The organism is Gillisia sp. Hel_I_86, from assembly GCF_007827275.1.
Classification (GTDB): Bacteria; Bacteroidota; Bacteroidia; order Flavobacteriales; family Flavobacteriaceae; genus Gillisia.
In genome coordinates this window covers 747,539-770,808 of sequence record NZ_VISE01000001.1, presented here as the reverse complement: position 1 = coordinate 770,808, position 23,270 = coordinate 747,539, and the positions used below count along the sequence as shown (strand labels likewise).

Annotated in this window: 36 protein-coding genes; all 36 read left to right on the top strand. The window is 37.5% G+C overall.

The features are described from left to right. The 36 genes from fusA (at nucleotide 1) to ctlX (ending at nucleotide 23,241) form a co-directional block, all read left to right on the top strand. Nucleotides 1–2,109 carry an elongation factor G gene (gene fusA / locus JM83_RS03420; protein WP_144959382.1) on the top strand — a complete coding sequence of 703 codons (2,109 nt, stop codon included), beginning with the start codon at nucleotides 1–3 and terminating at the stop codon, nucleotides 2,107–2,109. Between the two features lie 10 nt (nucleotides 2,110–2,119). After that, a complete protein-coding gene (gene rpsJ / locus JM83_RS03415) occupies nucleotides 2,120–2,425 on the top strand; it encodes a 30S ribosomal protein S10 (RefSeq protein ID WP_010230113.1) in 306 nt (101 codons plus the stop codon). 234 nt (nucleotides 2,426–2,659) lie between these two features. Beyond that, nucleotides 2,660–3,271 carry a 50S ribosomal protein L3 gene (rplC, locus tag JM83_RS03410; protein ID WP_144959380.1) on the top strand — a complete coding sequence of 204 codons (612 nt, stop codon included), beginning with the start codon at nucleotides 2,660–2,662 and terminating at the stop codon, nucleotides 3,269–3,271. Then, entirely contained in the window at nucleotides 3,271–3,900 is a 630-nt protein-coding gene (rplD, locus tag JM83_RS03405) for a 50S ribosomal protein L4 (RefSeq protein WP_144959378.1), read from the top strand. Before rplC ends, rplD begins: the two co-directional genes overlap by 1 nt. A gap of 5 nt (nucleotides 3,901–3,905) precedes the next feature. Further along, on the top strand, nucleotides 3,906–4,196 hold the full coding sequence (gene rplW, locus JM83_RS03400; protein ID WP_144959376.1) for a 50S ribosomal protein L23: 291 nt from the start codon (nucleotides 3,906–3,908) through the stop codon (nucleotides 4,194–4,196). Nucleotides 4,197–4,205: 9 nt separating this feature from the next. Beyond that, on the top strand, nucleotides 4,206–5,033 hold the full coding sequence (gene rplB / locus JM83_RS03395; RefSeq protein WP_144959374.1) for a 50S ribosomal protein L2: 828 nt from the start codon (nucleotides 4,206–4,208) through the stop codon (nucleotides 5,031–5,033). Between the two features lie 6 nt (nucleotides 5,034–5,039). After that, entirely contained in the window at nucleotides 5,040–5,318 is a 279-nt protein-coding gene (gene rpsS, locus JM83_RS03390; RefSeq protein WP_144959372.1) for a 30S ribosomal protein S19, read from the top strand. Between the two features lie 8 nt (nucleotides 5,319–5,326). Continuing rightward, nucleotides 5,327–5,734 (top strand): 50S ribosomal protein L22, encoded by a 408-nt coding sequence (rplV, locus tag JM83_RS03385; RefSeq protein WP_144959370.1) that lies wholly within the window; start codon nucleotides 5,327–5,329, stop codon nucleotides 5,732–5,734. 4 nt (nucleotides 5,735–5,738) lie between these two features. Continuing rightward, nucleotides 5,739–6,464 carry a 30S ribosomal protein S3 gene (gene rpsC, locus JM83_RS03380; protein WP_144959368.1) on the top strand — a complete coding sequence of 242 codons (726 nt, stop codon included), beginning with the start codon at nucleotides 5,739–5,741 and terminating at the stop codon, nucleotides 6,462–6,464. An 18-nt stretch (nucleotides 6,465–6,482) separates the two neighbouring features. Further along, nucleotides 6,483–6,902: a 50S ribosomal protein L16 gene (gene rplP / locus JM83_RS03375; RefSeq protein ID WP_144959366.1), complete on the top strand. Its 420-nt coding sequence runs from the start codon at nucleotides 6,483–6,485 to the stop codon at nucleotides 6,900–6,902. 12 nt (nucleotides 6,903–6,914) lie between these two features. Next, nucleotides 6,915–7,106, top strand: a complete 192-nt coding sequence (gene rpmC, locus JM83_RS03370; RefSeq protein WP_144959364.1) for a 50S ribosomal protein L29 — start codon at nucleotides 6,915–6,917, stop codon at nucleotides 7,104–7,106. An 18-nt stretch (nucleotides 7,107–7,124) separates the two neighbouring features. Beyond that, nucleotides 7,125–7,382, top strand: a complete 258-nt coding sequence (gene rpsQ / locus JM83_RS03365) for a 30S ribosomal protein S17 (protein WP_006988541.1) — start codon at nucleotides 7,125–7,127, stop codon at nucleotides 7,380–7,382. 1 nt (nucleotide 7,383) lies between these two features. Then, nucleotides 7,384–7,752: a 50S ribosomal protein L14 gene (gene rplN, locus JM83_RS03360; protein WP_010230087.1), complete on the top strand. Its 369-nt coding sequence runs from the start codon at nucleotides 7,384–7,386 to the stop codon at nucleotides 7,750–7,752. A 12-nt stretch (nucleotides 7,753–7,764) separates the two neighbouring features. Beyond that, nucleotides 7,765–8,076 carry a 50S ribosomal protein L24 gene (gene rplX, locus JM83_RS03355; RefSeq protein ID WP_144959362.1) on the top strand — a complete coding sequence of 104 codons (312 nt, stop codon included), beginning with the start codon at nucleotides 7,765–7,767 and terminating at the stop codon, nucleotides 8,074–8,076. Between the two features lie 2 nt (nucleotides 8,077–8,078). Further along, on the top strand, nucleotides 8,079–8,630 hold the full coding sequence (rplE, locus tag JM83_RS03350; RefSeq protein ID WP_144959360.1) for a 50S ribosomal protein L5: 552 nt from the start codon (nucleotides 8,079–8,081) through the stop codon (nucleotides 8,628–8,630). A 3-nt stretch (nucleotides 8,631–8,633) separates the two neighbouring features. Beyond that, nucleotides 8,634–8,903 (top strand): 30S ribosomal protein S14, encoded by a 270-nt coding sequence (rpsN, locus tag JM83_RS03345; RefSeq protein WP_144959358.1) that lies wholly within the window; start codon nucleotides 8,634–8,636, stop codon nucleotides 8,901–8,903. Nucleotides 8,904–8,962: 59 nt separating this feature from the next. After that, nucleotides 8,963–9,361 carry a 30S ribosomal protein S8 gene (rpsH, locus tag JM83_RS03340; protein WP_144959356.1) on the top strand — a complete coding sequence of 133 codons (399 nt, stop codon included), beginning with the start codon at nucleotides 8,963–8,965 and terminating at the stop codon, nucleotides 9,359–9,361. Between the two features lie 18 nt (nucleotides 9,362–9,379). After that, nucleotides 9,380–9,922, top strand: coding sequence for a 50S ribosomal protein L6 (gene rplF / locus JM83_RS03335; RefSeq protein WP_144959354.1), 543 nt, complete (start codon nucleotides 9,380–9,382; stop codon nucleotides 9,920–9,922). Nucleotides 9,923–9,934: 12 nt separating this feature from the next. Then, nucleotides 9,935–10,291, top strand: a complete 357-nt coding sequence (gene rplR / locus JM83_RS03330) for a 50S ribosomal protein L18 (RefSeq protein WP_144959352.1) — start codon at nucleotides 9,935–9,937, stop codon at nucleotides 10,289–10,291. Nucleotides 10,292–10,297: 6 nt separating this feature from the next. Continuing rightward, nucleotides 10,298–10,822 carry a 30S ribosomal protein S5 gene (gene rpsE / locus JM83_RS03325; protein ID WP_010230068.1) on the top strand — a complete coding sequence of 175 codons (525 nt, stop codon included), beginning with the start codon at nucleotides 10,298–10,300 and terminating at the stop codon, nucleotides 10,820–10,822. A 12-nt stretch (nucleotides 10,823–10,834) separates the two neighbouring features. After that, nucleotides 10,835–11,017, top strand: a complete 183-nt coding sequence (gene rpmD, locus JM83_RS03320; protein WP_144959350.1) for a 50S ribosomal protein L30 — start codon at nucleotides 10,835–10,837, stop codon at nucleotides 11,015–11,017. Between the two features lie 9 nt (nucleotides 11,018–11,026). After that, on the top strand, nucleotides 11,027–11,479 hold the full coding sequence (rplO, locus tag JM83_RS03315; protein WP_144959348.1) for a 50S ribosomal protein L15: 453 nt from the start codon (nucleotides 11,027–11,029) through the stop codon (nucleotides 11,477–11,479). 10 nt (nucleotides 11,480–11,489) lie between these two features. Next, nucleotides 11,490–12,827 (top strand): preprotein translocase subunit SecY, encoded by a 1,338-nt coding sequence (secY, locus tag JM83_RS03310; RefSeq protein WP_121346459.1) that lies wholly within the window; start codon nucleotides 11,490–11,492, stop codon nucleotides 12,825–12,827. A gap of 2 nt (nucleotides 12,828–12,829) precedes the next feature. Further along, on the top strand, nucleotides 12,830–13,045 hold the full coding sequence (infA, locus tag JM83_RS03305; protein WP_006988529.1) for a translation initiation factor IF-1: 216 nt from the start codon (nucleotides 12,830–12,832) through the stop codon (nucleotides 13,043–13,045). 5 nt (nucleotides 13,046–13,050) lie between these two features. Continuing rightward, nucleotides 13,051–13,167: a type B 50S ribosomal protein L36 gene (gene ykgO / locus JM83_RS03300; protein WP_009779203.1), complete on the top strand. Its 117-nt coding sequence runs from the start codon at nucleotides 13,051–13,053 to the stop codon at nucleotides 13,165–13,167. A gap of 3 nt (nucleotides 13,168–13,170) precedes the next feature. After that, nucleotides 13,171–13,545 (top strand): 30S ribosomal protein S13, encoded by a 375-nt coding sequence (gene rpsM / locus JM83_RS03295; RefSeq protein WP_144959346.1) that lies wholly within the window; start codon nucleotides 13,171–13,173, stop codon nucleotides 13,543–13,545. Nucleotides 13,546–13,553: 8 nt separating this feature from the next. After that, nucleotides 13,554–13,946, top strand: coding sequence for a 30S ribosomal protein S11 (rpsK, locus tag JM83_RS03290; protein ID WP_010230055.1), 393 nt, complete (start codon nucleotides 13,554–13,556; stop codon nucleotides 13,944–13,946). A gap of 90 nt (nucleotides 13,947–14,036) precedes the next feature. Then, nucleotides 14,037–14,642 carry a 30S ribosomal protein S4 gene (gene rpsD, locus JM83_RS03285; RefSeq protein WP_144959344.1) on the top strand — a complete coding sequence of 202 codons (606 nt, stop codon included), beginning with the start codon at nucleotides 14,037–14,039 and terminating at the stop codon, nucleotides 14,640–14,642. Between the two features lie 20 nt (nucleotides 14,643–14,662). Next, nucleotides 14,663–15,655, top strand: coding sequence for a DNA-directed RNA polymerase subunit alpha (locus JM83_RS03280; protein WP_010230049.1), 993 nt, complete (start codon nucleotides 14,663–14,665; stop codon nucleotides 15,653–15,655). Nucleotides 15,656–15,697: 42 nt separating this feature from the next. Continuing rightward, on the top strand, nucleotides 15,698–16,213 hold the full coding sequence (gene rplQ / locus JM83_RS03275) for a 50S ribosomal protein L17 (RefSeq protein WP_144959342.1): 516 nt from the start codon (nucleotides 15,698–15,700) through the stop codon (nucleotides 16,211–16,213). A gap of 157 nt (nucleotides 16,214–16,370) precedes the next feature. Then, nucleotides 16,371–17,483 carry a glutamine-hydrolyzing carbamoyl-phosphate synthase small subunit gene (carA, locus tag JM83_RS03270; protein ID WP_144959340.1) on the top strand — a complete coding sequence of 371 codons (1,113 nt, stop codon included), beginning with the start codon at nucleotides 16,371–16,373 and terminating at the stop codon, nucleotides 17,481–17,483. A gap of 299 nt (nucleotides 17,484–17,782) precedes the next feature. After that, nucleotides 17,783–18,325, top strand: coding sequence for a hypothetical protein (locus tag JM83_RS03265; protein ID WP_144959338.1), 543 nt, complete (start codon nucleotides 17,783–17,785; stop codon nucleotides 18,323–18,325). 226 nt (nucleotides 18,326–18,551) lie between these two features. Then, nucleotides 18,552–19,838, top strand: a complete 1,287-nt coding sequence (gene eno, locus JM83_RS03260) for a phosphopyruvate hydratase (protein WP_144959336.1) — start codon at nucleotides 18,552–18,554, stop codon at nucleotides 19,836–19,838. A gap of 188 nt (nucleotides 19,839–20,026) precedes the next feature. Next, nucleotides 20,027–21,310 (top strand): citrate synthase, encoded by a 1,284-nt coding sequence (locus JM83_RS03255; RefSeq protein WP_144959334.1) that lies wholly within the window; start codon nucleotides 20,027–20,029, stop codon nucleotides 21,308–21,310. Nucleotides 21,311–21,386: 76 nt separating this feature from the next. Continuing rightward, the gene (locus JM83_RS03250; protein ID WP_144959332.1) at nucleotides 21,387–22,301 is read left to right on the top strand and encodes a dimethylarginine dimethylaminohydrolase family protein; all 915 of its coding nucleotides are present in this window, start codon (nucleotides 21,387–21,389) and stop codon (nucleotides 22,299–22,301) included. Between the two features lie 7 nt (nucleotides 22,302–22,308). Beyond that, a complete protein-coding gene (gene ctlX, locus JM83_RS03245; protein ID WP_144959330.1) occupies nucleotides 22,309–23,241 on the top strand; it encodes a citrulline utilization hydrolase CtlX in 933 nt (310 codons plus the stop codon). The last annotated feature ends 29 nt before the right edge of the window (nucleotides 23,242–23,270 follow it).

The following is a 23,270-nucleotide window of genomic DNA, read 5'->3' as shown; positions in this document are numbered from 1 at the left end:
ATGGCACAAAGAGATTTAAAATTCACAAGAAATATAGGTATTGCTGCGCATATTGATGCTGGTAAAACCACGACTACAGAGCGTGTCTTGTTTTATACGGGTGTAAGTCACAAGATTGGGGAAGTCCATGACGGTGCAGCTACTATGGACTGGATGGAGCAGGAGCAGGAAAGAGGTATTACAATTACTTCTGCTGCTACGCATTGTAAGTGGATGTATCGGGATCAAGAATTCACGGTAAATATTATTGATACCCCAGGTCACGTAGATTTTACCGTAGAGGTAGAGCGTTCTTTACGTGTATTGGATGGTATGGTTGCTTTGTTCAGTGCAGTTGATGGTGTTGAGCCTCAGTCTGAAACTGTGTGGAGACAAGCAGATAAATATAGGGTTCCTCGTTTAGGGTTTGTAAACAAAATGGATCGTCAGGGATCTGACTTTTTTAATGTTTGTAATCAGGTAAAAGAGATGCTAGGTGGAAACCCGGTGCCTTTGCAAATACCAATTGGGGAGGAGAACGATTTTAAAGGTGTTGTAGATTTAATATCTAAAACAGCTATCGTTTGGAATGAAGAGGATTTTGGGATGACCTATGAGACCATAGATATTCCAGCTGAATTGAGGGACGACGTTAATAAGTATAGAACTTTATTGGTAGAGGCTGTGGCTGATTACGATGAAGCTTTAATGGAGAAATTCTTTGAAGATGAAAATTCTATTACTGAAGACGAAATTATTGCTGCATTAAGAGCTGCTACCATAGATATGTCTATCATACCTATGATGTGTGGATCTGCCTTTAAGAACAAAGGTGTTCAAATGATGTTGGATGCGGTAATGCGTTATTTGCCTTCTCCTGTAGATATTGAAGCTATCATTGGAATGAATCCCGATACTGAAGAAGAGGAAAGTCGTAAGCCCAATGTGGATTCACCTTTTTCTGCTTTAGCTTTTAAAATTGCTACCGATCCTTTCGTGGGGCGTTTGGCATTCTTTAGGGTTTATTCAGGAGCCTTGGATGCGGGTTCTTATGTGTTGAATAACCGTTCTGGTAAAAAAGAACGTATTTCACGTATCTACCAAATGCACGCTAACAAGCAAGAGCCTATCGATAGGATCGAAGCTGGGGATATTGGAGCTGCTGTAGGTTTTAAAGATATTAAAACCGGGGATACGCTTACAGATGAGAAGCACCCTATTACATTAGAATCTATGTCTTTCCCGGCCCCGGTAATTGGTATTGCAGTGGAGCCTAAAACAAAGGCAGATGTGGATAAAATGGGTATGGCTTTGGCTAAATTGGCTGAAGAAGATCCAACTTTCCAGGTTAAGACAGATGAAGCTTCAGGGCAAACAATTATCTCGGGAATGGGAGAGTTGCACTTGGAGATCTTGGTAGATCGTTTAAAAAGGGAATTCAAAGTTGAAGTTAACGAAGGTCAACCTCAAGTAGAATATAAAGAGACTATTACTAGAAGTGCAGACCATAGAGAAGTTTACAAAAAACAATCTGGTGGTCGTGGTAAATTTGGTGATATCGTATTTGAGATGTCTCCGGCAGATGAGGACTTTAAAGGTCCGGGGCTACAATTTATCGACTCTGTAAAAGGTGGGCGTATTCCTAAAGAATTTATTCCTTCTGTGGAAAAAGGATTTAGGGAAGCTATGAAAACTGGCCCTTTGGCAGGTTTCAAAATGGATACTTTAAAAGTTGAATTGAAAGATGGATCTTTCCACCCTGTGGATTCCGATCAACTTTCTTTTGAATTGGCTGCAAAAATGGGTTACAAAGTAGCTGCTAAAAAAGCTGGTGCTGTAATTCTTGAGCCAATAATGAAAGTAGAAGTAGTAACTCCGGAAGAAAACATGGGGGATATCGTAGGGGATCTCAACAGAAGAAGAGGTCAAGTAAACGATATGTCAGATAGATCTGGCGCAAAAGTTATCAAGGCTGAAGTGCCACTTTCTGAAATGTTTGGATATGTAACTACCCTAAGAACATTGTCTTCTGGTAGAGCTACCTCTACAATGGAATTTTCTCATTATGCTGAAACTCCATCAAACATTTCTGAGTCAGTTATAAAAGCAGCAAAGGGTACAAACGATTAATAATAGGGATATGAGTCAGAAAATCAGAATAAAACTTAAATCTTACGATCATAACTTGGTGGACAAGTCTGCAGAGAAGATCGTAAAGACCGTAAAAACTACGGGTGCTGTAGTAACGGGACCAATCCCATTGCCAACGCATAAAAAAATCTTTACAGTATTACGTTCTCCGCACGTTAATAAAAAGGCACGTGAACAATTTCAATTAAGCTCTTATAAAAGGTTGTTGGACATTTATAGTTCTTCATCCAAGACTATCGATGCTTTGATGAAATTGGAATTACCAAGCGGAGTAGAAGTAGAGATCAAGGTGTGATAATTCTTGACTTTTGTGAGCTTAGGCGAAACAAAAGTATAGAAGTATCCATCCCGACGAAGGAGGGATCTTTACCAATCAAAAAATTTAGAATTCAAAATTTTTGAATTCAAAATTAATTACATGTCCCGAGCAGTTGTCGAGGGAAAAACGGAAAAATACATTCAGGATTGGAAGTATTTTCAGTCCTGAATATTTTTAAATAAATAATTTTAATTTAATCAATAATTAATTATGTCTGGGTTAATAGGAAAAAAAATAGGCATGACTAGCATATTTGACGAGAACGGGAAGAATATTCCTTGTACCGTTATACAAGCTGGTCCTTGCGTAATTACCCAAGTCAGAACCAAAGAAGTTGACGGGTATGAAGCTCTTCAGCTAGGTTTCGATGACAAAAAGACCGCTAACAAGGCTGCCGCTGGGCATGCTAAAAAAGCCGGTGCTGCAGCAATGCGCAAAGTCGTTGAATTTAAAGGTTTTGATGGGGATCACAAATTAGGTGATAGTATTACTGTAGAACATTTTACTGAAGGAGAGTTCGTGGACGTTTCAGGAACTAGTAAAGGTAAAGGTTTTCAAGGTGTAGTAAAGAGACACGGTTTTGGCGGGGTAGGACAAGCTACCCACGGTCAACATAACCGTTTAAGAGCTCCTGGTTCGATTGGTGCTGCGTCATATCCTGCGAGAGTGTTCAAGGGAATGCGCATGGCTGGCCGTATGGGTGGTGAAAAAGTGAAATTAGAAAACTTAAGAGTTTTAAAAGTAGTTGCAGATAAAAACCTACTTGTTGTAAAAGGATGTGTTCCTGGTCACAATAACTCATACGTAATCATTCAGAAGTAATGGAAATAGCAGTTGTAGATATTAAAGGAAAAGAAACAGGAAGAAAGGTGAACCTTTCAGATGCTGTTTTCGGAATAGAGCCTAACAATCATGCTGTATATCTTGATGTAAAACAATACTTGGCCAATCAACGTCAAGGAACGCACAAATCTAAGGAGCGTGCGGAAATTACAGGAAGTACACGCAAGATTAAGAAACAAAAAGGTACCGGTACAGCTCGTGCTGGTAGTATAAAATCTGGTGTTTTTAGAGGTGGTGGACGCATTTTTGGACCACGCCCAAGAAACTATGGTTTTAAATTGAACAAGAACTTAAAGAGATTGGCAAGAAAATCTGCACTTTCTATTAAGGCAAATGATAAAGCAATTATCATAGTAGAAGATTTTCAATTTGATACTCCAAAAACCAAAAACTTCATCGATGTTTTAAAAGGTTTAGGGATAGATAATAAAAAATCTCTTATAGTGTTGGGTGACTCGAATAAAAATGTATATTTGTCGTCACGCAATTTAAAAGGCACCGAGGTTGTAAGTAGCTCAGAATTAAGCACTTATAAAATATTAAACGCAAATAATCTTGTGTTTGTTGAGGGGTCTTTAGAAGGAATTGAGTTGAATTTAAGTAAATAAACGATATGAGTATCTTAATAAAACCTATTATTACAGAAAAAGCGACAGCAGATAGCGAGTTGAACAACCGTTATTCGTTTGTTGTTGATAATAAGGCGAACAAGATTGAAATTAAAGGCGCAATAGAGTCTGCTTATGGAGTTTCAGTTACTAAAGTTCGCACAATGAATGTCCGTCCAGATCGTAAGTCCCGTTTTACAAAAACAGGAGTGATCACTGGTAAAACAAGTGCTTATAAGAAAGCATTAGTACAGGTTGCGGAAGGTGAAACTATTGATTTATACAGTAATCTTTAAGATTAAAGAATGTCAGTTAGAAAATTAAAACCAATCACCCCTGGTCAGCGTTTTAGAGTAGTTAATGGTTTTGACGCCATTACTACTGATAAGCCGGAGAAGAGTTTAATTGCTCCGATTAAAAAGTCAGGTGGTAGAAACAGTCAAGGAAAAATGACCATGCGCTATAAAGGTGGTGGTCACAAAAGACGTTACAGAATTATAGATTTTAAACGTGATAAGCATGGAGTTCCTGCTACCGTTGCGTCTATAGAATATGATCCTAACAGAACGGCCTTTATCGCCCTTTTGAATTATCAGGATGGTGAGAAAAGATATGTAATTGCTCAAAATGGTCTTCAGGTAGATCAGAACATTGTTTCTGATGCTGAGAGTGCTGCTCCAGAAATTGGAAATGCAATGCCGCTTTCTGCTATTCCGTTGGGAACTATTATTTCTTGTATAGAATTACGTCCTGCGCAAGGAGCTGTTATGGCTCGAAGTGCTGGTGCTTTTGCACAGTTAGTGGCAAAAGAGGGAAAATATGCAACCATCAAACTTCCTTCAGGAGAAATTAGAAGGGTGTTGGTAACTTGTATGGCTACTATTGGAGCTATCTCCAACAGTGACCATCAGTTAATTGTATCTGGTAAAGCAGGTAGAAGCAGGTGGTTGGGTAGACGACCAAGAACAAGACCGGTAGTGATGAACCCTGTGGATCACCCAATGGGTGGTGGTGAAGGGAAATCTTCTGGAGGTCACCCACGTTCTAGAAAAGGTATACCTGCTAAAGGGTATAGAACCAGATCTAAGACAAAAGCGAGTAATAAATATATTGTAGAACGTAGAAAGAAATAATAAGATATGGCACGTTCATTAAAAAAAGGACCTTACGTTCACTATAAACTAGATAAGAAAGTTGCTACAAACGTAGAATCTGGAAAAAAGACGGTAATCAAGACTTGGTCTAGAGCCTCTATGATAACTCCAGACTTCGTTGGGCAAACCATCGCTGTGCATAACGGGAAACAATTTGTTCCTGTGTATGTTACTGAAAATATGGTAGGGCACAAATTAGGAGAATTCTCACCAACAAGATCTTTTAGGGGTCATGCAGGTGCGAAAAATAAAGGTAAAAGATAACTGAAGCTATGGGAGTTCGTAAAAGAGAAAAAGCAGATCAGACAAAAGAGGCTAAAAAGCTAGTAGCTTTTGCAAAACTGAATAACTGCCCTACTTCGCCAAGAAAAATGCGATTAGTTGCAGATTTAGTTCGAGGTGAAAAAGTAGAAAGAGCGCTTCATGTGTTGAGATTTAGCTCTAAGGAAGCATCACGTAGATTGGAGAAATTACTTCTTTCTGCTATTGCTAACTGGCAAGCAAAAAATGAAGATGCTAACATCGAGGAAGCAAATTTATTTGTAAAAGAGATACGCGTAGACGGTGGAAGTATGTTGAAGAGACTTCGTCCTGCACCACAAGGTCGCGCACATAGAATTAGAAAACGTTCCAACCACGTTACAATAGTGATTGGAGACAACAAAAATACACAAAGCTAAGAGTATGGGACAAAAAACAAATCCAATCGGGAATCGCCTTGGTATCATTAGAGGATGGGAATCCAACTGGTACGGAGGAAATGACTACGGCGATAAATTAGCCGAAGACGATAAGATTAGAAAGTATATCCATGCTCGTTTATCCAAAGCGAGTGTATCCAGAGTAATTATCGAGCGTACTCTTAAACTTGTAACCGTTACTATCACTACTGCAAGACCTGGTATCATTATCGGGAAAGGTGGACAAGAGGTAGACAAGTTGAAAGAAGAGCTTAAGAAAATTACAGACAAAGAAGTTCAGATAAACATCTTTGAAATTAAGAGGCCAGAATTAGATGCTCATTTGGTTGGTTCTAGTGTAGCTAGACAAATCGAGAATCGTATTTCTTACCGTCGTGCTATCAAAATGGCTATTGCAGCCGCTATGAGAATGAATGCCGAAGGTATTAAAATACAAATTTCAGGTCGTTTGAACGGGGCAGAGATGGCACGTTCAGAATCTTACAAAGATGGTAGAATTCCTTTGTCGACTTTTAGAGCCGATATTGATTATGCTTTAGTTGAGGCACACACTACTTATGGTAGGCTTGGTGTTAAAGTATGGATCATGAAAGGTGAGGTTTACGGAAAAAGAGAACTTTCCCCACTTGTTGGTATGACTACCAAGAAGCCAGGAGGAAAATCCGGACCAGCACGAGGAGGTAACAACAAGCCACGTCGTAGAAAGTAATTTTTTAAAGAAACAAAAATGTTACAGCCTAAAAGAACAAAATATCGTAAGATGCAAAAGGGCCGTATGAAAGGAAACTCTCAAAGAGGGCATAGACTTTCAAACGGAACATTCGGGATCAAATCATTGGACTCAAGTTTCCTTACTGCACGTCAAATAGAAGCAGCTCGTATCGCCGCTACCCGTTTTATGAAAAGAGAAGGTTCGTTATGGATTAAAATATTTCCAGACAAGCCTATTACAAAGAAACCTCTTGAAGTGCGTATGGGTAAAGGTAAGGGTGCTGTAGAATATTGGGCAGCAGTTGTAAAACCGGGAAGGATCTTATTTGAAATAGGAGGAGTTCCTTTTGATGTTGCTAAAGAAGCATTGCGTCTTGCAGCACAGAAATTGCCTGTGAAAACTAAGTTTATCGTAGCTAGGGATTATCAAGCTTAATTAAGAGAAGTTATGAAACAATCAGAAGTAAGAGAATCATCTGTAGCAGATTTACAAGAAGAACTTGGTAAATCCAGAAAAGCATATTCAGATTTAAAAATGGCTCACGCAGTTTCGCCATTGGAGAACCCAATACAACTAAGAGTTGTAAGAAGATCTATAGCGAGAATTGCTACAGAGTTAACTAAAAGAGAACAACAATAAGTGTTATTCTGCTGAAAGATGGAAAAAAGAAATTTAAGAAAAGAGCGTATAGGTGTAGTTACCAGTAATAAAATGCAGAAATCAATTGTGGTTGCTGAAGTTAAAAAGGTAAAACATCCCATGTATGGTAAATTCGTTTTAAAAACGAAAAAATACGTGGCTCACGACGAAACAAATGACTGCAATATTGGAGATACAGTAAAAATAATGGAGACACGTCCATTGAGTAAATCCAAATGTTGGAGATTAGTAGAAATTATAGAAAGAGCTAAGTAAAATGGTACAACAAGAGTCTAGATTAAGAGTAGCAGACAATACCGGGGCAAAAGAAGTTTTGACCATTAGGGTATTAGGAGGTACAAAAAGAAGATACGCTTCTGTTGGAGACAAAATAGTTGTCAGCGTTAAAGAAGCTACACCTAATGGAAACATTAAGAAGGGTGCAGTTTCAACGGCAGTTGTTGTTCGTACCAAGAAAGAAGTGCGTAGGCCAGATGGATCATATATCCGTTTTGATGACAACGCATGTGTTCTTCTAAATCCAACTGGCGAAATGCGCGGTACCCGTGTATTTGGTCCAGTAGCACGTGAACTTCGTGATAAACAATTCATGAAGATTGTATCATTAGCACCAGAGGTGCTTTAATACATAGAAATAATGACAAAGCTGAAAATAAAATCTGGAGATACAGTTAGACTTATTGCCGGAGACCATAAAGGTCAAGAAGGAAAAGTTCAAAAAATTCTTCGAGATAAAAATAAAGCAATTGTGGAAGGTGTAAATATGGTCTCTAAACATGAGAAACCAAGTGCATCCAACCCACAAGGAGGTATAGTTAAGAAGGAAGCACCTATCCATTTATCCAACTTATCCTTAATCGATAAAAAGGGGGATACTACCCGTATTGGTTATAGAATGGAAGATGGCAAGAAAGTGAGATTTTCCAAAAAATCAAATGAAGTAATTTAGTTATGGCATACGCACCAAGACTTAAACAAGAGTATAAAGACAGAGTAGTGTCTGCTCTTACAGAAGAATTCAGTTACTCAAACATCATGCAGGTTCCAAAACTACAAAAGATAGTTTTAAGCCGTGGAGTTGGAGCAGCTGTCGCAGATAAAAAACTTATTGACCATGCCGTAGATGAATTAACTATGATCACTGGTCAAAAAGCGGTATCAACCATTTCTAAAAAGGATGTTGCTTCATTTAAATTGCGTAAAGGAATGCCAATTGGGGCAAAAGTTACGTTACGTGGTGAGAAAATGTACGAATTCCTAGATCGTTTTATCACCTCTGCCCTTCCAAGGGTTCGTGATTTTAGTGGTATCAAGGCTACAGGTTTTGATGGAAGAGGGAATTATAATTTAGGTGTTACCGAGCAAATCATCTTCCCAGAGATCGATATTGATAAAGTGAATAAAATTTCAGGGATGGATATCACTTTTGTAACTTCCGCACCAACAGACAAGGAAGCAAAATCATTGCTAACGGAACTAGGTTTACCTTTTAAAAAGAATTAAGATATGGCTAAAGAATCAATGAAAGCCCGTGAGGTGAAGAGACAAGAAGTGGTGAAGAAATATGCTGAAAAACGCAAAGCTTTGAAAGAAGCCGGTGATTTTGAAGGATTGCAAAAACTTCCAAAAAATGCCTCTCCAGTGCGTTTACACAACCGTTGTAAATTAACAGGAAGACCTAAAGGATACATGAGACAATTTGGACTTTCCCGGGTTATGTTTAGGGAAATGGCCAACCAAGGATTAATTCCAGGAGTAAGAAAAGCTAGTTGGTAATATTATAAATTGATGAAAGGTTCAGTAAAGACTGAAAACCCTTGTCGTAAATTAAAAAAATGACTACAGATCCAGTTGCAGATTATTTAACAAGAATTAGAAATGCGGTGTCTGCCAACCATAGAGTGGTAGAGATCCCAGCATCTAATCTTAAAAAGGAGATCACTAAAATATTGTTCGATCAAGGATATATTCTTAGTTACAAGTTTGAAGATACTACCGCACAAGGTACTATCAAGATAGCTCTTAAGTACGACAAACTTACTAAAGACCCTGTAATTAAGAAAATTCAACGAATAAGTAAACCAGGTTTACGTAAATATGCAGGAGCAAATGAAGTTCCACGTATCTTAAACGGTCTTGGAATTGCTATCGTTTCTACTTCTCACGGAGTTATGACAGGTAGGCAAGCCCAAGCTGAAAAAGTTGGTGGTGAAGTTTTATGCTACGTTTACTAATACTTAAAGACTTAAGAAATGTCAAGAATAGGTAAAAACCCAATCACTATCCCAGAAGGCGTTACAGTTAGCCTGAAAGACAAGGTGGTGACGGTAAAAGGAAAATTGGGCGAACTAACTCAAGAAATTAAAGACATCGATGTGAAAATTGAAGATGATTTGATTACTTTTGAGCGCTCTTCAGATAAGAAGGACCAAAAAGCAAAGCACGGGTTATACCGTTCTTTGGTAAATAATATGATTGAAGGAGTATCCAAAGGGTATACTAAAGAATTGGAACTGGTAGGAGTAGGTTATCGTGCTTCCAACCAAGGACAAAAATTAGAACTAGCTGTAGGATTCTCCCATAATATTGTTTTTGAACTAGCACCAGAGGTGAAGGTAGAGACCGTTTCAGATAAAGGGAAAAACCCAATCGTGAAATTGTCTTCCCATGATAAGCAATTGGTTGGTCAAATAGCAGCTAAAATTCGTTCCTTCCGTGCTCCAGAGCCGTACAAAGGAAAAGGAATCAAGTTTGTAGGAGAACAATTAAGAAGAAAAGCTGGTAAATCAGCTTAATAAAGTGTAGATATGGCATTTTCAAAACAAGCAAGAAGAACAAAGATTAAGAAGAGGATCCGTAAAGATATTACGGGAACCCAAAGTCGCCCTAGATTGGCTGTATTTAGAAGCAATAAAGAAATTTATGCTCAAATAGTGGACGATGTTGAAGGTACAACGTTGGTTGCCGCTTCTTCTAGAGATAAAGACGTAACTGCTTCTGATAGTAATAAGTTGGAGAAAGCTGCCTTGGTTGGTAAAGCTTTGGCAGAAAAAGCGTTAAAGGCCGGAATAGATTCGATCTCTTTTGATAGAGGTGGTTATTTATATCACGGAAGAGTTAAATCATTGGCAGATGGTGCTCGTGAAGGAGGACTAAAATTCTAATAAGATATGTATCAAGATTATAAAAATGTAGAACTTGTAAAACCAGCAGGCCTTGAATTAAAAGATCGTTTGGTTGGTGTGCAACGTGTTACAAAAGTTACAAAAGGTGGTAGAGCATTTGGTTTTTCTGCTATTGTAGTAGTAGGTAATGAGGATGGAGTAGTAGGTCAAGGATTGGGAAAATCCAAGGACGTTGCTAGTGCAATCGCAAAATCCATTGAGGATGCCAAAAAGAATTTGGTAAGAATCCCCATTTATAAAGGATCTATTCCCCATGAGCAAAAAGGTAAATATGGTGGAGCAAGGGTTTTATTGATCCCTGCTGCAACTGGTACCGGAGTAATAGCTGGTGGTGCAATTCGTGCCGTATTGGAGGCTGTTGGTGTACATGATGTACTTTCAAAAAACCAAGGATCTTCAAACCCGCATAACGTTGTAAAAGCAACTTTTGATGCCCTATTGCAATTGCGTAGCGCTCAAACCGTAGCTAAACAACGTGGTATTACATTAGACAAAGTTTTTAAAGGATAATACAAGGACAAGATGGCAAAGATATATGTAAAGCAGGTTAAAAGTGCGATCAAACGTACTGCAAACCAGAAACGTACTTTAGAAGCACTTGGTTTAAGAAGACTTAACCAAGTTGTAGAGCACGAAAACACACCAAACATCCTTGGTATGGTAAATAAAGTTCAACACTTAGTTTCTGTAGAGGAAACAAAATAATAAACTCACATGGATTTAAGTAACTTAAGACCTGCGAAAGGTTCAGTTCAAAATAACAGTAAGCGTGTAGGTAGAGGACAGGGATCCGGTAAAGGAGGAACAGCTACCCGTGGACATAAGGGAGCTAAATCTCGTTCTGGTTACTCTAGAAAAATAGGTTTTGAAGGTGGGCAAATGCCACTTCAACGAAGAGTGCCTAAATTTGGTTTCACCAACATCAACCGTAAAGATTATCAAGGGATCAACCTTGATACACTTCAAGGGCTTGTAGATAGCGGACGTGTTAAAGACACCGTGGATATGCAAGTTTTAGTAGAAAACGGACTGGCTCGTAAAAACGAATTAGTAAAGATATTAGGTAGAGGGGAATTAAAAGCAACATTGAAAATATCTGTTCATAAATTTACTGCCTCGGCCAAGGAAGCTATCGAAGCTGCCGGAGGAGAAGTAGTTACTTTATAATAGATAAAAGATGAAATTTATCAATACTATAAAAAATATTTGGAAAATTGAGGAACTAAAAAATAGAATTTTAGTGACCCTTGGTTTGTTATTGGTATACCGTTTTGGTGCACAGGTTGTGCTTCCTGGGATAGATGCTTCACAGTTATCTAACCTAGCTAGTCAAACTGAAAGTGGGCTTTTGGGTCTGCTTAACGCATTTACAGGTGGTGCTTTTTCAAACGCTTCCGTTTTTGCATTGGGAATTATGCCCTACATCTCTGCTTCCATTGTGGTGCAGTTAATGGGAATCGCAGTTCCTTACTTGCAGAAACTTCAAAAAGAAGGAGAAAGCGGAAGAAGAAGGATCAACCAGATAACAAGATGGTTGACTATTGCTATTACCTTGGTTCAAGGGCCGGGTTATATTTATAACTTGTTTGCTACCCTACCTCAAAGTGCCTTTTTATTGGGTAACACTGTAACTTTTGTTGCATCCTCGGTAATAATTCTTACTACCGGAACTATATTTGCAATGTGGTTAGGTGAAAAAATTACCGATAAAGGAATAGGGAATGGTATTTCCTTATTGATTATGGTTGGTATTATAGCAACATTGCCTCAGGCTTTTATTCAGGAATTTGCTTCCCGGGTATTTGAGTCCAATGGTGGATTGGTTATGATCCTTATAGAATTGGTAATTTGGTTTGCTATTATAATGGCTTCTATCATGTTAGTGATGGCTGTCCGGCAAATAGCAGTGCAATATGCGCGAAGAACGGCATCTGGAGGATATGAGAAGAATGTATTTGGATCAAGACAATACATTCCGCTTAAATTGAATGCTTCTGGAGTAATGCCTATTATCTTCGCTCAGGCAATAATGTTTATACCAGCTGCCGTGGCAGGACTTTCCGATGGAGAGACTTCTCAAGGTGTTGCAGCTGCGTTTAGTGATATATTTGGATTTTGGTACAACTTGGTTTTTGCGTTGTTAATTATAGTATTTACTTACTTTTATACGGCAATTACAGTACCTACCAATAAAATGGCAGATGATCTTAAGAGAAGTGGTGGATTTATACCTGGGATTCGTCCAGGGGGGGATACTGCAGAGTACTTAGATAGAATCATGTCTCAGATAACCCTTCCGGGTTCAATTTTCCTCGCTCTTATAGCAGTGTTCCCTGCTATAGTGTATCAACTGTTGGGTGTACAACAGGGATGGGCATTGTTCTTTGGAGGTACCTCATTGTTGATTATGGTGGGGGTTGCGATTGATACTATGCAGCAAGTGAATTCATACTTGTTGAATAGACATTACGATGGTTTGATGAAAACCGGTAAAAATAGAAAAGCAGTAGCATAACTATGGCAAAGCAATCAGCAATAGAACAAGACGGAACAATTATAGAAGCATTATCAAATGCTATGTTTCGTGTGGAACTTGAGAACGGCCACGTGGTGACCGCCCACATTTCAGGAAAGATGCGTATGCATTATATTAAATTACTTCCTGGCGATAAAGTGAAATTAGAAATGAGTCCTTACGATTTATCTAAGGCTCGAATAACTTACAGATACTAATTAAGATGAAAGTAAGAGCATCAGTTAAAAAAAGAAGTGCCGACTGCAAAATAGTGCGCAGAAAAGGTAGACTTTACGTGATTAACAAAAAGAATCCAAAATTTAAACAAAGACAAGGTTAAGTTATGGCTAGAATTGCAGGTGTTGATATACCAAAACAAAAACGCGGAGTTATAGCATTGACCTATATCTTCGGAATTGGCAAAAGTAGGGCTGAAAGAATCCTGAAAGAAGCCAACGTAGACGAGAGTATTAAAGTTTCAGATTGGGACGATGACCAAATTGGTAGGATTCGTGAAGCTGTTGGAACTTTTAAAATTGAAGGTGAATTACGTTCAGAAGTGCAAATGAGTATCAAACGTCTTATGGATATAGGATGTTACCGTGGTGTGCGTCATAGATCTGGTCTTCCATTAAGGGGGCAAAGAACTAAGAACAATTCAAGAACCAGAAAAGGTAGAAGAAAAACAGTTGCCAATAAGAAGAAAGCAACTAAATAATAAGTAAGATGGCAAAAACTCAAAAAACTGCTCAAAAGAAACGTAAAGTAATCGTTGAGTCTAATGGAGAAGCGCATATTACTGCTTCTTTTAACAACATCATTATTTCTTTAACAAACAAAAAAGGAGATTTGATCTCTTGGTCATCTGCCGGTAAAATGGGTTTTAGAGGATCTAAGAAAAACACTCCCTACGCCGCTCAATTAGCTGCTGAAGATGCATCGAAAGTTGCACATGAAGCTGGTTTAAGAAAAGTAAAAGTATATGTTAAAGGACCAGGAAATGGTAGGGAATCTGCTATGCGTTCTATCCACAATTCAGGAATAGAAGTAACCGAAATTATCGATGTTACTCCTTTGCCGCACAATGGATGTAGACCTCCTAAAAGACGTAGGGTTTAATTAATTATTAAGTATAAACGAGAAAGCAACAAGATCTGCGAAGGACAGTGACCTTAATTCCTGATCGCTTTCTTAAAAAAACAATTTTCAATGGCAAGATATACTGGTCCAAAGACTAAAATAGCTCGTAAATTTGGCGAGGCTATATTCGGAGACGACAAGTCTTTCGAAAAAAGAAATTACCCTCCGGGACAACATGGTAACAACCGTAGAAGAGGTAAAAAATCTGAATATGCAATCCAATTAATGGAGAAGCAAAAAGCAAAGTACACGTATGGTGTATTGGAGCGTCAGTTCAGGAACATGTTTGAAAAAGCAACCAGATCTACCGGTATTACTGGTGAGGTTCTTTTGCAATTATGTGAATCCAGATTAGATAATGTAGTTTACAGAATGGGAGTTTCTCCTTCTAGAAGTGGTGCGAGACAATTGGTTTCCCACAGGCACATCACTGTAAACGGAGATGTATTAAACGTACCATCTTACCAAGTGAAGCCAGGAGATGTAATTGCGGTAAGGGAAAAATCTAAATCTTTGGAAGCGATCAATAATTCGCTTGCAAATTCAAGTGCCACTTATGAGTGGATGACCTGGAACAACGAAACTAAGCAAGGAACGTTTGTTTCTGTTCCTGCAAGAGTACAGATTCCAGAAAATATAAATGAACAATTCATAGTCGAATTATATTCGAAATAATAATTCACAGAAGTCGTAATATGGCAATACTAAATTTTCAGAAGCCCGATAAAGTTATAATGATTGATTCCACTGAATTCGAAGGGAAGTTTGAATTTCGCCCTTTGGAACCAGGATATGGATTAACTGTTGGTAACGCTTTAAGGAGAGTACTGTTATCATCTTTAGAAGGATTCGCAATAACTTCAGTTCGCATTGAGGGGGTTGATCACGAATTCTCTACTATCCCTGGGGTAGTGGAAGATGTTACAGAAATTATATTAAACCTGAAACAAGTAAGGTTTAAAAGGCAAATTGATGAAATAGACAATGAAGCCGTTACAATTTCTGTTTCTGGACAAGAGCAGCTTACAGCCGGTCATTTTCAAAAATTCATCTCTGGTTTCCAGATCCTAAATCCAGATTTAGTGATTTGTAACCTTGATAAAAAAGTGAGTTTCAACATGGAACTTTCAGTGGAAAAAGGTCGTGGGTATGTTCCTGCAGAAGAAAACAAAAAAGCAAACGCACCTTTAGGTACTATTTTTACAGATTCGGTGTACACTCCGATCAAAAATGTGAAATATAGCATCGAGAACTTCCGTGTAGAGCAAAAAACCGATTATGAAAAATTGGTTTTTGAAATCATCTCGGACGGTTCTATTCATCCTAAGGATGCATTAACAGAAGCTGCAAAAACCTTGATCCACCATTTTATGTTGTTCTCTGATGAGCGTATTACGCTAGAGGCAGATGAGATAGCACAAACTGAAACTTATGATGAAGAATCCCTTCACATGAGACAGTTGCTAAAAACCAAATTGGTAGATATGGATCTTTCTGTAAGGGCGCTTAACTGTTTAAAGGCTGCTGAAGTTGACACCTTGGGTGATTTAGTATCCTACAACAAAAATGACTTGATGAAGTTCCGTAATTTCGGGAAGAAATCTTTGACCGAGCTGGAAGAGCTTGTGAACAATAAAGGTTTAAACTTTGGAATGGATCTTTCAAAATATAAATTGGATAAAGACTAGTACGATCCTTTACAGGAAATCTTAGTCTAAAAGAGAATAGTAATGAGACACGGAAAAAAAATAAATCATTTAGGAAGAAAAACGGCACATCGTAAGTCAATGTTGGCTAACATGGCGTGTTCCCTAATTGAGCATAAAAGAATAAACACCACTGTTGCTAAAGCGAAAGCTTTAAAGCAGTTTGTGGAGCCTTTGATCACAAAATCCAAAGAAGATACAACTCACAACAGAAGATTGGTTTTCGCTAAACTTCGTCAGAAAGATTTCGTTGCAGAATTGTTCCGAGATGTTGCTGCTAAAATAGGTGACCGTCCGGGTGGATATACAAGAATTATCAAATTAGGTAATAGACTTGGTGATAACGCGGATATGGCAATGATAGAATTAGTTGATTACAACGAAATCTACAACCTTACGAAGCCAGAGAAGAAAAAATCTACTCGTAGAGCTGGTAAAAAGAAAGCTACAGAAGGAACTACGGCAAAAGCTGAAACTAAAACTTCTGAAAAGAAAGCTGAGAAAAAGGCTGACAAAAAAGACGATAAAAAAGAAGACTAACAATGATTCTTTTCTGATCAAAATTATTAAAAGGGATAAGCCAACATGGTTTATCCCTTTTTTTTAAGCATAAAAGTGAAAAATATATTTTTGGTTCCTACCATTTAATTAATTTTGCCACATATAGTTAAAAATAAATAGTGCCTGCAATAATATTATGAAATACCAAACTAGAAAAAAAGCAATTATTCTTTTAGCAGACGGAACCATTTTTCATGGAAAATCTGTTGGAGACAAAGATGGAAGTGCAGTAGGAGAAGTATGTTTTAATACTGGGATGACAGGATATCAGGAGATCTTTACAGATCCCTCTTATTTTGGCCAATTAATGGTTACTACCAATGCACATATTGGAAATTATGGGGTAAAGGAAGAAGAGAACGAATCTGAAAAAGCCAAGATCTCAGGATTGATCTGTAAGAATTTCAGTTATAATTATTCTCGTCCTTCGGCAGATGGATCCTTATCTAGTTTTCTAGATGATAGTAATCTTTTTGCTATCTCAGATATAGATACCAGAGCCTTGGTGGCTTATATCCGAGAGAATGGAGCAATGAACGCTATTATTTCTACAGATGTAGATAATATAGAAGGTCTTAAAGAGCAATTGAAAGCAGTTCCAGATATGAATGGTTTGGAATTAGCTTCAAAAGTGTCTACTAAAGAACCTTATTTCTTCGGAAATAAAAACGCTACTTATAAAATTGCAGCATTGGATATAGGAATTAAGAAAAATATTCTAAGAAATTTAGCTGAAAGGGATGCCTATATAAAAGTATTTCCTTTTGATGCTACTTATGAAGACCTTAGTTCTTGGAGCCCTGATGGATATTTTCTCTCTAATGGTCCCGGTGATCCACAACCACTTAGCGCTGCTATTAATTTGACCAAAAGAATTTTGGAGAAAGATCATCCATTATTTGGAATTTGTTTGGGACATCAAGTTATAGCTATAGCAAATGGCATTTCCACTTATAAGATGCATCATGGGCATCGAGGGATAAACCATCCAGTACTTAACTTAAAAACCGGCAGAGGAGAGATCACTTCTCAGAATCACGGTTTCTCTGTAGATAGGGCAGAAACGGAGGCACATCCAAATGTAAAGATCACGCACGTTTGTATAAATGATAATACAATTGGTGGAATGGAAATCACCAACAAGAATTGTTTTTCTGTACAGTATCATCCAGAAGCAAGTCCGGGACCACATGATGCAAGTTATTTATTCGACGAATTTATAGAGCGAATAAAAACTTCTAACATATAATTATAAAATAACAGAGATCAGTAGATAAACACATATTATCCTGTTAATAATCAGTATTTTAATCTTTGCCAAAATATCAGTTCGAGTGCAGTCGAGAACTCTTCGTTCTCTAAATAAAGGTTTCGACTACGCTCAACCTGACAGATAGCGACATTGATAAATTTTTCAATAGGTAAGTATCTATTGACCTTTAAAAAAACAGTAAAAAAGAGGAAAAAATATGTTTTTGGTCTCTTTTTTGCAATAAAATTTTTCGATAATTCAAAAAATTATATAATTTACTAACTCCCCCCTTTTTTATGAAATTTTTTTTACTCTCAACATTCTTATTACTAAGTTTATGCATTCAAGCTCAAGATCAAAAATCTCCCGAAGTATCTAACAAAGTTTTTTCGGTTAATTTTCTTACCCCTGGTTTGGAATTGGAATCTAAGCTTTCAGAAAAAACAACTATCGATCTAAATTTAACTACAGGATTTGCGCTTACTGGAGGATCTAATAGGGATACCGAATTTGGTATATTTCCAACATTTGAATCTCAATACCGTTTTTACTATAATTTAGAGAAGAGGATGAAGAAAGGAAAGAATATCGAAAATAATAGTGGAAATTATGTGGGGGCTATGGCCAGTATAAGAAGTGGAAAACCAATTATTGGAGATATAGAATTCGAAGATGATTTTGCTGTTTTCTTAGGTCCAGTATGGGGATTACAGCGTTATTATGGTAGTGGTTTCAAATTAAATTTAAATCTTGGGGCAGGTTATGTTTTTGATAATGCAGATAATTCCTATGTTTCTCTTTTGGTAGGTTTGCGATTAGGATGGAAACTCGGAAAATAGTATTTATTCATATCCAGCTCCTTGAGAAGTATGCTGAAATTCAGATTTTAGAATACCTTTTTTTAGAGAATAGCAGAAAAAAGTAATATCAGAAATTATTAAACTTTATTCTCTTAAGTTCCTATATCCGAAAACGTTATCGCAAATAATAGCCTTAAATTTTAAAATTTTATTCATAATACTACCTGTATTTGTATCTTGCAGTTAACAAAAAACAATCCATATTATGAGTATAATAATAAACATTCATGCCCGTCAAATATTTGATTCACGCGGAAACCCAACTGTAGAAGTAGATGTATTAACCGAAAATGGCATACTGGGCAGGGCAGCGGTCCCTTCTGGAGCGTCTACCGGTGAACACGAAGCTGTGGAGCTTCGTGATGGCGGCAAAGCATATATGGGAAAAGGAGTTTCCAAAGCGGTGGATAATGTAAATAAAATCATTGGCGAAGAACTTTTGGGGTTTTCAATTTTCGATCAAAATCTAATTGATCAGGTAATGATCGAGATCGACGGAACTCCAAATAAAGCAAAATTGGGGGCAAATGCAATTTTAGGAGTTTCCCTAGCCGTGGCAAAAGCTGCTGCACAGGAACTTGGATTGCCATTATATAGATATATTGGAGGGGTAAGTGCTAATACGCTTCCAGTGCCAATGATGAATATCATTAACGGAGGCTCACATAGTGATGCGCCAATCGCATTTCAGGAATTCATGGTGATGCCTGTAAAAGCAAAAAGTTTTACCCATGCCATGCAAATGGGGTCGGAGATCTTTCATCATTTAAAAAAGGTGTTACATGATAGGGGCTTGAGCACTGCGGTTGGAGATGAAGGTGGTTTTGCGCCAACTTTGGACGGAACTGAAGATGCTTTGGAGACTATTTTGCTTGCCATAAAAAATGCAGGTTATAAAGGAGGGGATGAAGTGATGATCGCCTTAGATTGTGCTGCTGCGGAATTCTATGTAAAAGGAAAATACGACTATACAAAATTTGAAGGGGATCAAGGAAAAATAAGGACTAGTGAAGAGCAAGCAACTTATCTGACCGAGCTTTCAGAAAAATATCCTATTATTTCTATTGAAGATGGTATGGATGAAAATGACTGGGAAGGATGGAAATCTTTAACAGATAAATGTGGAGATAAAGTGCAGCTTGTTGGAGACGATCTTTTTGTGACCAATGTAGAGCGTTTATCAAGAGGGATTAAGGAAGGAATTGCAAATTCTATTTTAATTAAAGTAAACCAAATTGGAACTTTAACTGAAACAATTGCAACAGTGAATATGGCCAAAAATGCTGGGTACACTTGTGTGATGTCCCACAGATCTGGTGAAACAGAAGATAATACCATTGCAGATCTTGCAGTGGCATTAAATACGGGTCAAATTAAAACAGGTTCTGCCTCCAGAAGTGATAGAATGGCTAAATACAATCAGTTATTAAGGATTGAAGAAGAACTGGAAAGTGTGGCATATTATCCACAAATGAATGCCTTTAAGGTTTAATATATTTAGATATTTTATATTTAAGACCCTTTCCAATATTGAAAGGGTCTTTTTTGTTCCTCTTTTTTCCTAAAAACCCACTAAAATTCTACTTTAATTGAGAAATTCCTTTTGGATTAGGTACTATTTTATACGCTTATTTTGTATTTTAGCAGTCCGCAAAATTAATCAGAAAAAGTTTAGAATATATGTCAAAAGTCGCTACGTTAGAGATAGATGGAAAGAAATACGAATTCCCGGTAATAGTTGGATCAGAAAATGAAGTTGCCATAGATATCAAGAATCTTAGAGGAGGGTCGGGGGTAATTACCTTGGATCCGGGATTTAAGAATACAGGTAGTTGTGAAAGTGCAATTACATTTTTGGATGGGGAAAAGGGAATCTTAAGATATAGGGGATATTCCATAGAGGAATTGGCAGAAAAAGCCGACTTTTTGGAAGTGGTGTTTTTATTGATTTTCGGTGAATTGCCAACTAAGGTGGAATTGGATAAATTTAAAGAAGATATCAAGCTTCAAAGTGAAGTGAACCTTGATATGAAAAAGGTGATAAAAGGCTTTCCCTCTACGGCACACCCAATGGGAATGCTTTCTTCCCTAACTAGTGCCCTTATTGCCTTCAATCCAAAATCTGTAAATGTAGATTCTGAAGAAGATATGTACAAGGCAGTTGTTAAGTTGTTGGCCAAATTCCCAACGCTTGCTGCTTGGACATTAAGAAGAATAAATAACCAACCATTAGAAAATAGAGATAACAATTTAGGTTATGTAGAGAGCTTCTTGAAAATGATGTTCCAAAAACCAGGTGAAGAATATAAACTGAATAAGAATGTAGTGGAAGCTTTGGATAAGTTATTGATCCTACATGCAGATCACGAGCAAAACTGCTCTACTTCCACAGTAAGAATCGTTGGTTCTTCTAAAGCAGGGTTATTTGCCTCAATTTCGGCCGGGGTGTCTGCATTATGGGGACCACTTCATGGTGGAGCTAACCAAGCAGTTATCGAAATGCTGGAAGAGATCAAAGCCGATGGTGGGGATACTTCAAAATTCATAGCGAAAGCAAAAGATAAAGAAGACCCATTTAGATTGATGGGCTTTGGGCATAGGGTATACAAGAATTTCGACCCTAGGGCCAAAATCATTAAAAAAGCAGCAGATGAAGTTTTAGCAGAACTTGGGGTAGAAGATCCTATTTTGGATATTGCTAAAAGCCTGGAAAAAGCAGCTTTGGAAGATGAATATTTCGTAGAGCGTAAATTGTATCCCAACGTAGATTTCTATTCAGGAATTATTTACCGTGCAATGGGAATTCCAACCGAAATGTTCACGGTGATGTTTGCAGTAGGAAGATTGCCGGGATGGATCGCTCAATGGAGGGAGATGAGATTAGGAAAGGAACCAATCGGGAGGCCACGCCAAGTTTATATTGGAGAAAACTTAAGGTCTTTTAATGAGCTCGATAATAGATAATATTTTGAATTTCATAAATTTTAAAAGCTTCATTTTCCAATGAAGCTTTTTTTATATTTGCACAAAACAACCAAAAATGCTGAAACTGAATATTAAGAGTGAAACTTCCCCTTTAAAAGCGGTGGTATTGGGTACGGCTAAAAGTAATGGAGGGACACCCGAATATAAAGACGCCTACGATCCCAAATCTGCAGAACATATCAAAGCTGGAACATATCCACTAGAAGAAGATATGGTAAAAGAGATGGAAGCGGTAGCTGCGGTTTTTGAAAAGTACAATGTTCAGGTTTTTAGGCCAAAAATTATAGAAGATTATAATCAGATCTTTACAAGGGATATCGCATTTGTAATTGATGACAAGTTTGTGATAGCCAATATTTTGCCCAATAGGGATGAAGAAATCGAGGCCATTAACCATGTACTTGTTCAGATAGACCCAGATAAGATCTTGACGATGCCAGAATCTGCACATATTGAAGGTGGGGATGTGATGCCATATAAAGATTATATTTTGGTAGGTACATACAAGGGCGAAGACTATAAGGACTTTATTACTGCAAGGACCAACATGAAAGGCGTGAAGGCACTTCAGGAATTATTTCCAAATAGAAAAGTGGTTTCCTTCAGTTTGAGGAAATCCAATACAGTGGCCAAGGATAATGCACTACATTTGGATTGTTGCTTTCAACCCGTTGGTAAAAATAAGGCTATCATGTATAAAGGAGGGTTCTTAATTGAAGAAGAATATAATTGGTTGGTGAATCTCTTCGGAAAAGAAAATATATTTGAGATCACCCGAGATGAGATGTATAATATGAATTCCAATATTTTTTCAATTTCTGAAGATGTTGTAATTTCTGAAAGGAATTTTACCAGATTGAACACTTGGTTGAGGGAGCAGGGAATTACAGTAGAAAAAGTTCCTTATGCTGAGATTTCCAAGCAAGAAGGATTATTAAGATGTTCTACCTTACCATTAATAAGAGAATAAGAAAGCCATGGAGCAAATAACAAATACTATTCTAATGGTTCGTCCTGTAAATTTCAGGATGAATGAAGAAACTGCCGTTAATAATTATTTTCAGGAAGACCTTCAGTTAAAGAATGAAGAGATAAATGCCAAAGCTCAAAATGAATTCGATGCTTTTGTAAACAAGTTAAAAGCTGTTGGAGTAAATGTGGTTGTTGTAAACGATAAAAAAGATTTTGATACTCCAGATTCTATTTTCCCCAATAACTGGGTTTCCTTTCATCAAGATGGAAAAGTGGCGGTATATCCAATGTTTGCTGAAAATAGGCGTAGAGAGCGCAGAATGGAATTTTTTGAAGTTTTGGAAGCTCAAGGTTTTAAGATTTCAGATGTTGTGGATTATACCGAAGCTGAAGATGAAAAAGTATATTTAGAGGGCACCGGGGTTTTAATCCTGGACCGGATAAACAGAAAAGCCTATTGTGCACTCTCTGTAAGGGCCGATGAGGAATTGCTTATTGAATTTTGTGAAGATTTCGAATATTCTCCAGTGATTTTTCATGCTTATCAAGATGTAGATGGTAAAAGATTGCCTATTTACCATACCAATGTAATGATGTGTGTGGCGGAAGAATTTGCTGTGATATGTGCAGATTCTATTGATGATGCCAAGGAGCGCAAAAGTGTTTTAAAACACTTAAAGCAAGATGGAAAACAAGTGATCACTATCACGGAGGCTCAAATGCATCAGTTCGCAGGGAATATGTTACAAGTAAAGGGAGAAGCAGATAAAAAATATTTGGTGATGAGTGCAGCTGCACATAAAAGTTTAACGAATTCCCAGATTAGCACTATAGAAAAGCATTGTGAAATATTAAGTTCAGACTTAAGCACAATAGAAACCTGTGGAGGGGGAAGTGCCCGCTGTATGATGGCTGAAGTGTTCTTGCCAAAAGCTTAAGCTCATTAAACACAAAATCCTAAGGATAG

Coding starts and splice junctions, on each gene's coding strand:
- fusA (WP_144959382.1), top strand. CDS start 1: ATGGCACAAAGAGATTTAAAATTCACAAGAAATATAGGTATTGCTGCG.
- rpsJ (WP_010230113.1), top strand. CDS start 2,120: ATGAGTCAGAAAATCAGAATAAAACTTAAATCTTACGATCATAACTTG.
- rplC (WP_144959380.1), top strand. CDS start 2,660: ATGTCTGGGTTAATAGGAAAAAAAATAGGCATGACTAGCATATTTGAC.
- rplD (WP_144959378.1), top strand. CDS start 3,271: ATGGAAATAGCAGTTGTAGATATTAAAGGAAAAGAAACAGGAAGAAAG.
- rplW (WP_144959376.1), top strand. CDS start 3,906: ATGAGTATCTTAATAAAACCTATTATTACAGAAAAAGCGACAGCAGAT.
- rplB (WP_144959374.1), top strand. CDS start 4,206: ATGTCAGTTAGAAAATTAAAACCAATCACCCCTGGTCAGCGTTTTAGA.
- rpsS (WP_144959372.1), top strand. CDS start 5,040: ATGGCACGTTCATTAAAAAAAGGACCTTACGTTCACTATAAACTAGAT.
- rplV (WP_144959370.1), top strand. CDS start 5,327: ATGGGAGTTCGTAAAAGAGAAAAAGCAGATCAGACAAAAGAGGCTAAA.
- rpsC (WP_144959368.1), top strand. CDS start 5,739: ATGGGACAAAAAACAAATCCAATCGGGAATCGCCTTGGTATCATTAGA.
- rplP (WP_144959366.1), top strand. CDS start 6,483: ATGTTACAGCCTAAAAGAACAAAATATCGTAAGATGCAAAAGGGCCGT.
- rpmC (WP_144959364.1), top strand. CDS start 6,915: ATGAAACAATCAGAAGTAAGAGAATCATCTGTAGCAGATTTACAAGAA.
- rpsQ (WP_006988541.1), top strand. CDS start 7,125: ATGGAAAAAAGAAATTTAAGAAAAGAGCGTATAGGTGTAGTTACCAGT.
- rplN (WP_010230087.1), top strand. CDS start 7,384: ATGGTACAACAAGAGTCTAGATTAAGAGTAGCAGACAATACCGGGGCA.
- rplX (WP_144959362.1), top strand. CDS start 7,765: ATGACAAAGCTGAAAATAAAATCTGGAGATACAGTTAGACTTATTGCC.
- rplE (WP_144959360.1), top strand. CDS start 8,079: ATGGCATACGCACCAAGACTTAAACAAGAGTATAAAGACAGAGTAGTG.
- rpsN (WP_144959358.1), top strand. CDS start 8,634: ATGGCTAAAGAATCAATGAAAGCCCGTGAGGTGAAGAGACAAGAAGTG.
- rpsH (WP_144959356.1), top strand. CDS start 8,963: ATGACTACAGATCCAGTTGCAGATTATTTAACAAGAATTAGAAATGCG.
- rplF (WP_144959354.1), top strand. CDS start 9,380: ATGTCAAGAATAGGTAAAAACCCAATCACTATCCCAGAAGGCGTTACA.
- rplR (WP_144959352.1), top strand. CDS start 9,935: ATGGCATTTTCAAAACAAGCAAGAAGAACAAAGATTAAGAAGAGGATC.
- rpsE (WP_010230068.1), top strand. CDS start 10,298: ATGTATCAAGATTATAAAAATGTAGAACTTGTAAAACCAGCAGGCCTT.
- rpmD (WP_144959350.1), top strand. CDS start 10,835: ATGGCAAAGATATATGTAAAGCAGGTTAAAAGTGCGATCAAACGTACT.
- rplO (WP_144959348.1), top strand. CDS start 11,027: ATGGATTTAAGTAACTTAAGACCTGCGAAAGGTTCAGTTCAAAATAAC.
- secY (WP_121346459.1), top strand. CDS start 11,490: ATGAAATTTATCAATACTATAAAAAATATTTGGAAAATTGAGGAACTA.
- infA (WP_006988529.1), top strand. CDS start 12,830: ATGGCAAAGCAATCAGCAATAGAACAAGACGGAACAATTATAGAAGCA.
- ykgO (WP_009779203.1), top strand. CDS start 13,051: ATGAAAGTAAGAGCATCAGTTAAAAAAAGAAGTGCCGACTGCAAAATA.
- rpsM (WP_144959346.1), top strand. CDS start 13,171: ATGGCTAGAATTGCAGGTGTTGATATACCAAAACAAAAACGCGGAGTT.
- rpsK (WP_010230055.1), top strand. CDS start 13,554: ATGGCAAAAACTCAAAAAACTGCTCAAAAGAAACGTAAAGTAATCGTT.
- rpsD (WP_144959344.1), top strand. CDS start 14,037: ATGGCAAGATATACTGGTCCAAAGACTAAAATAGCTCGTAAATTTGGC.
- JM83_RS03280 (WP_010230049.1), top strand. CDS start 14,663: ATGGCAATACTAAATTTTCAGAAGCCCGATAAAGTTATAATGATTGAT.
- rplQ (WP_144959342.1), top strand. CDS start 15,698: ATGAGACACGGAAAAAAAATAAATCATTTAGGAAGAAAAACGGCACAT.
- carA (WP_144959340.1), top strand. CDS start 16,371: ATGAAATACCAAACTAGAAAAAAAGCAATTATTCTTTTAGCAGACGGA.
- JM83_RS03265 (WP_144959338.1), top strand. CDS start 17,783: ATGAAATTTTTTTTACTCTCAACATTCTTATTACTAAGTTTATGCATT.
- eno (WP_144959336.1), top strand. CDS start 18,552: ATGAGTATAATAATAAACATTCATGCCCGTCAAATATTTGATTCACGC.
- JM83_RS03255 (WP_144959334.1), top strand. CDS start 20,027: ATGTCAAAAGTCGCTACGTTAGAGATAGATGGAAAGAAATACGAATTC.
- JM83_RS03250 (WP_144959332.1), top strand. CDS start 21,387: ATGCTGAAACTGAATATTAAGAGTGAAACTTCCCCTTTAAAAGCGGTG.
- ctlX (WP_144959330.1), top strand. CDS start 22,309: ATGGAGCAAATAACAAATACTATTCTAATGGTTCGTCCTGTAAATTTC.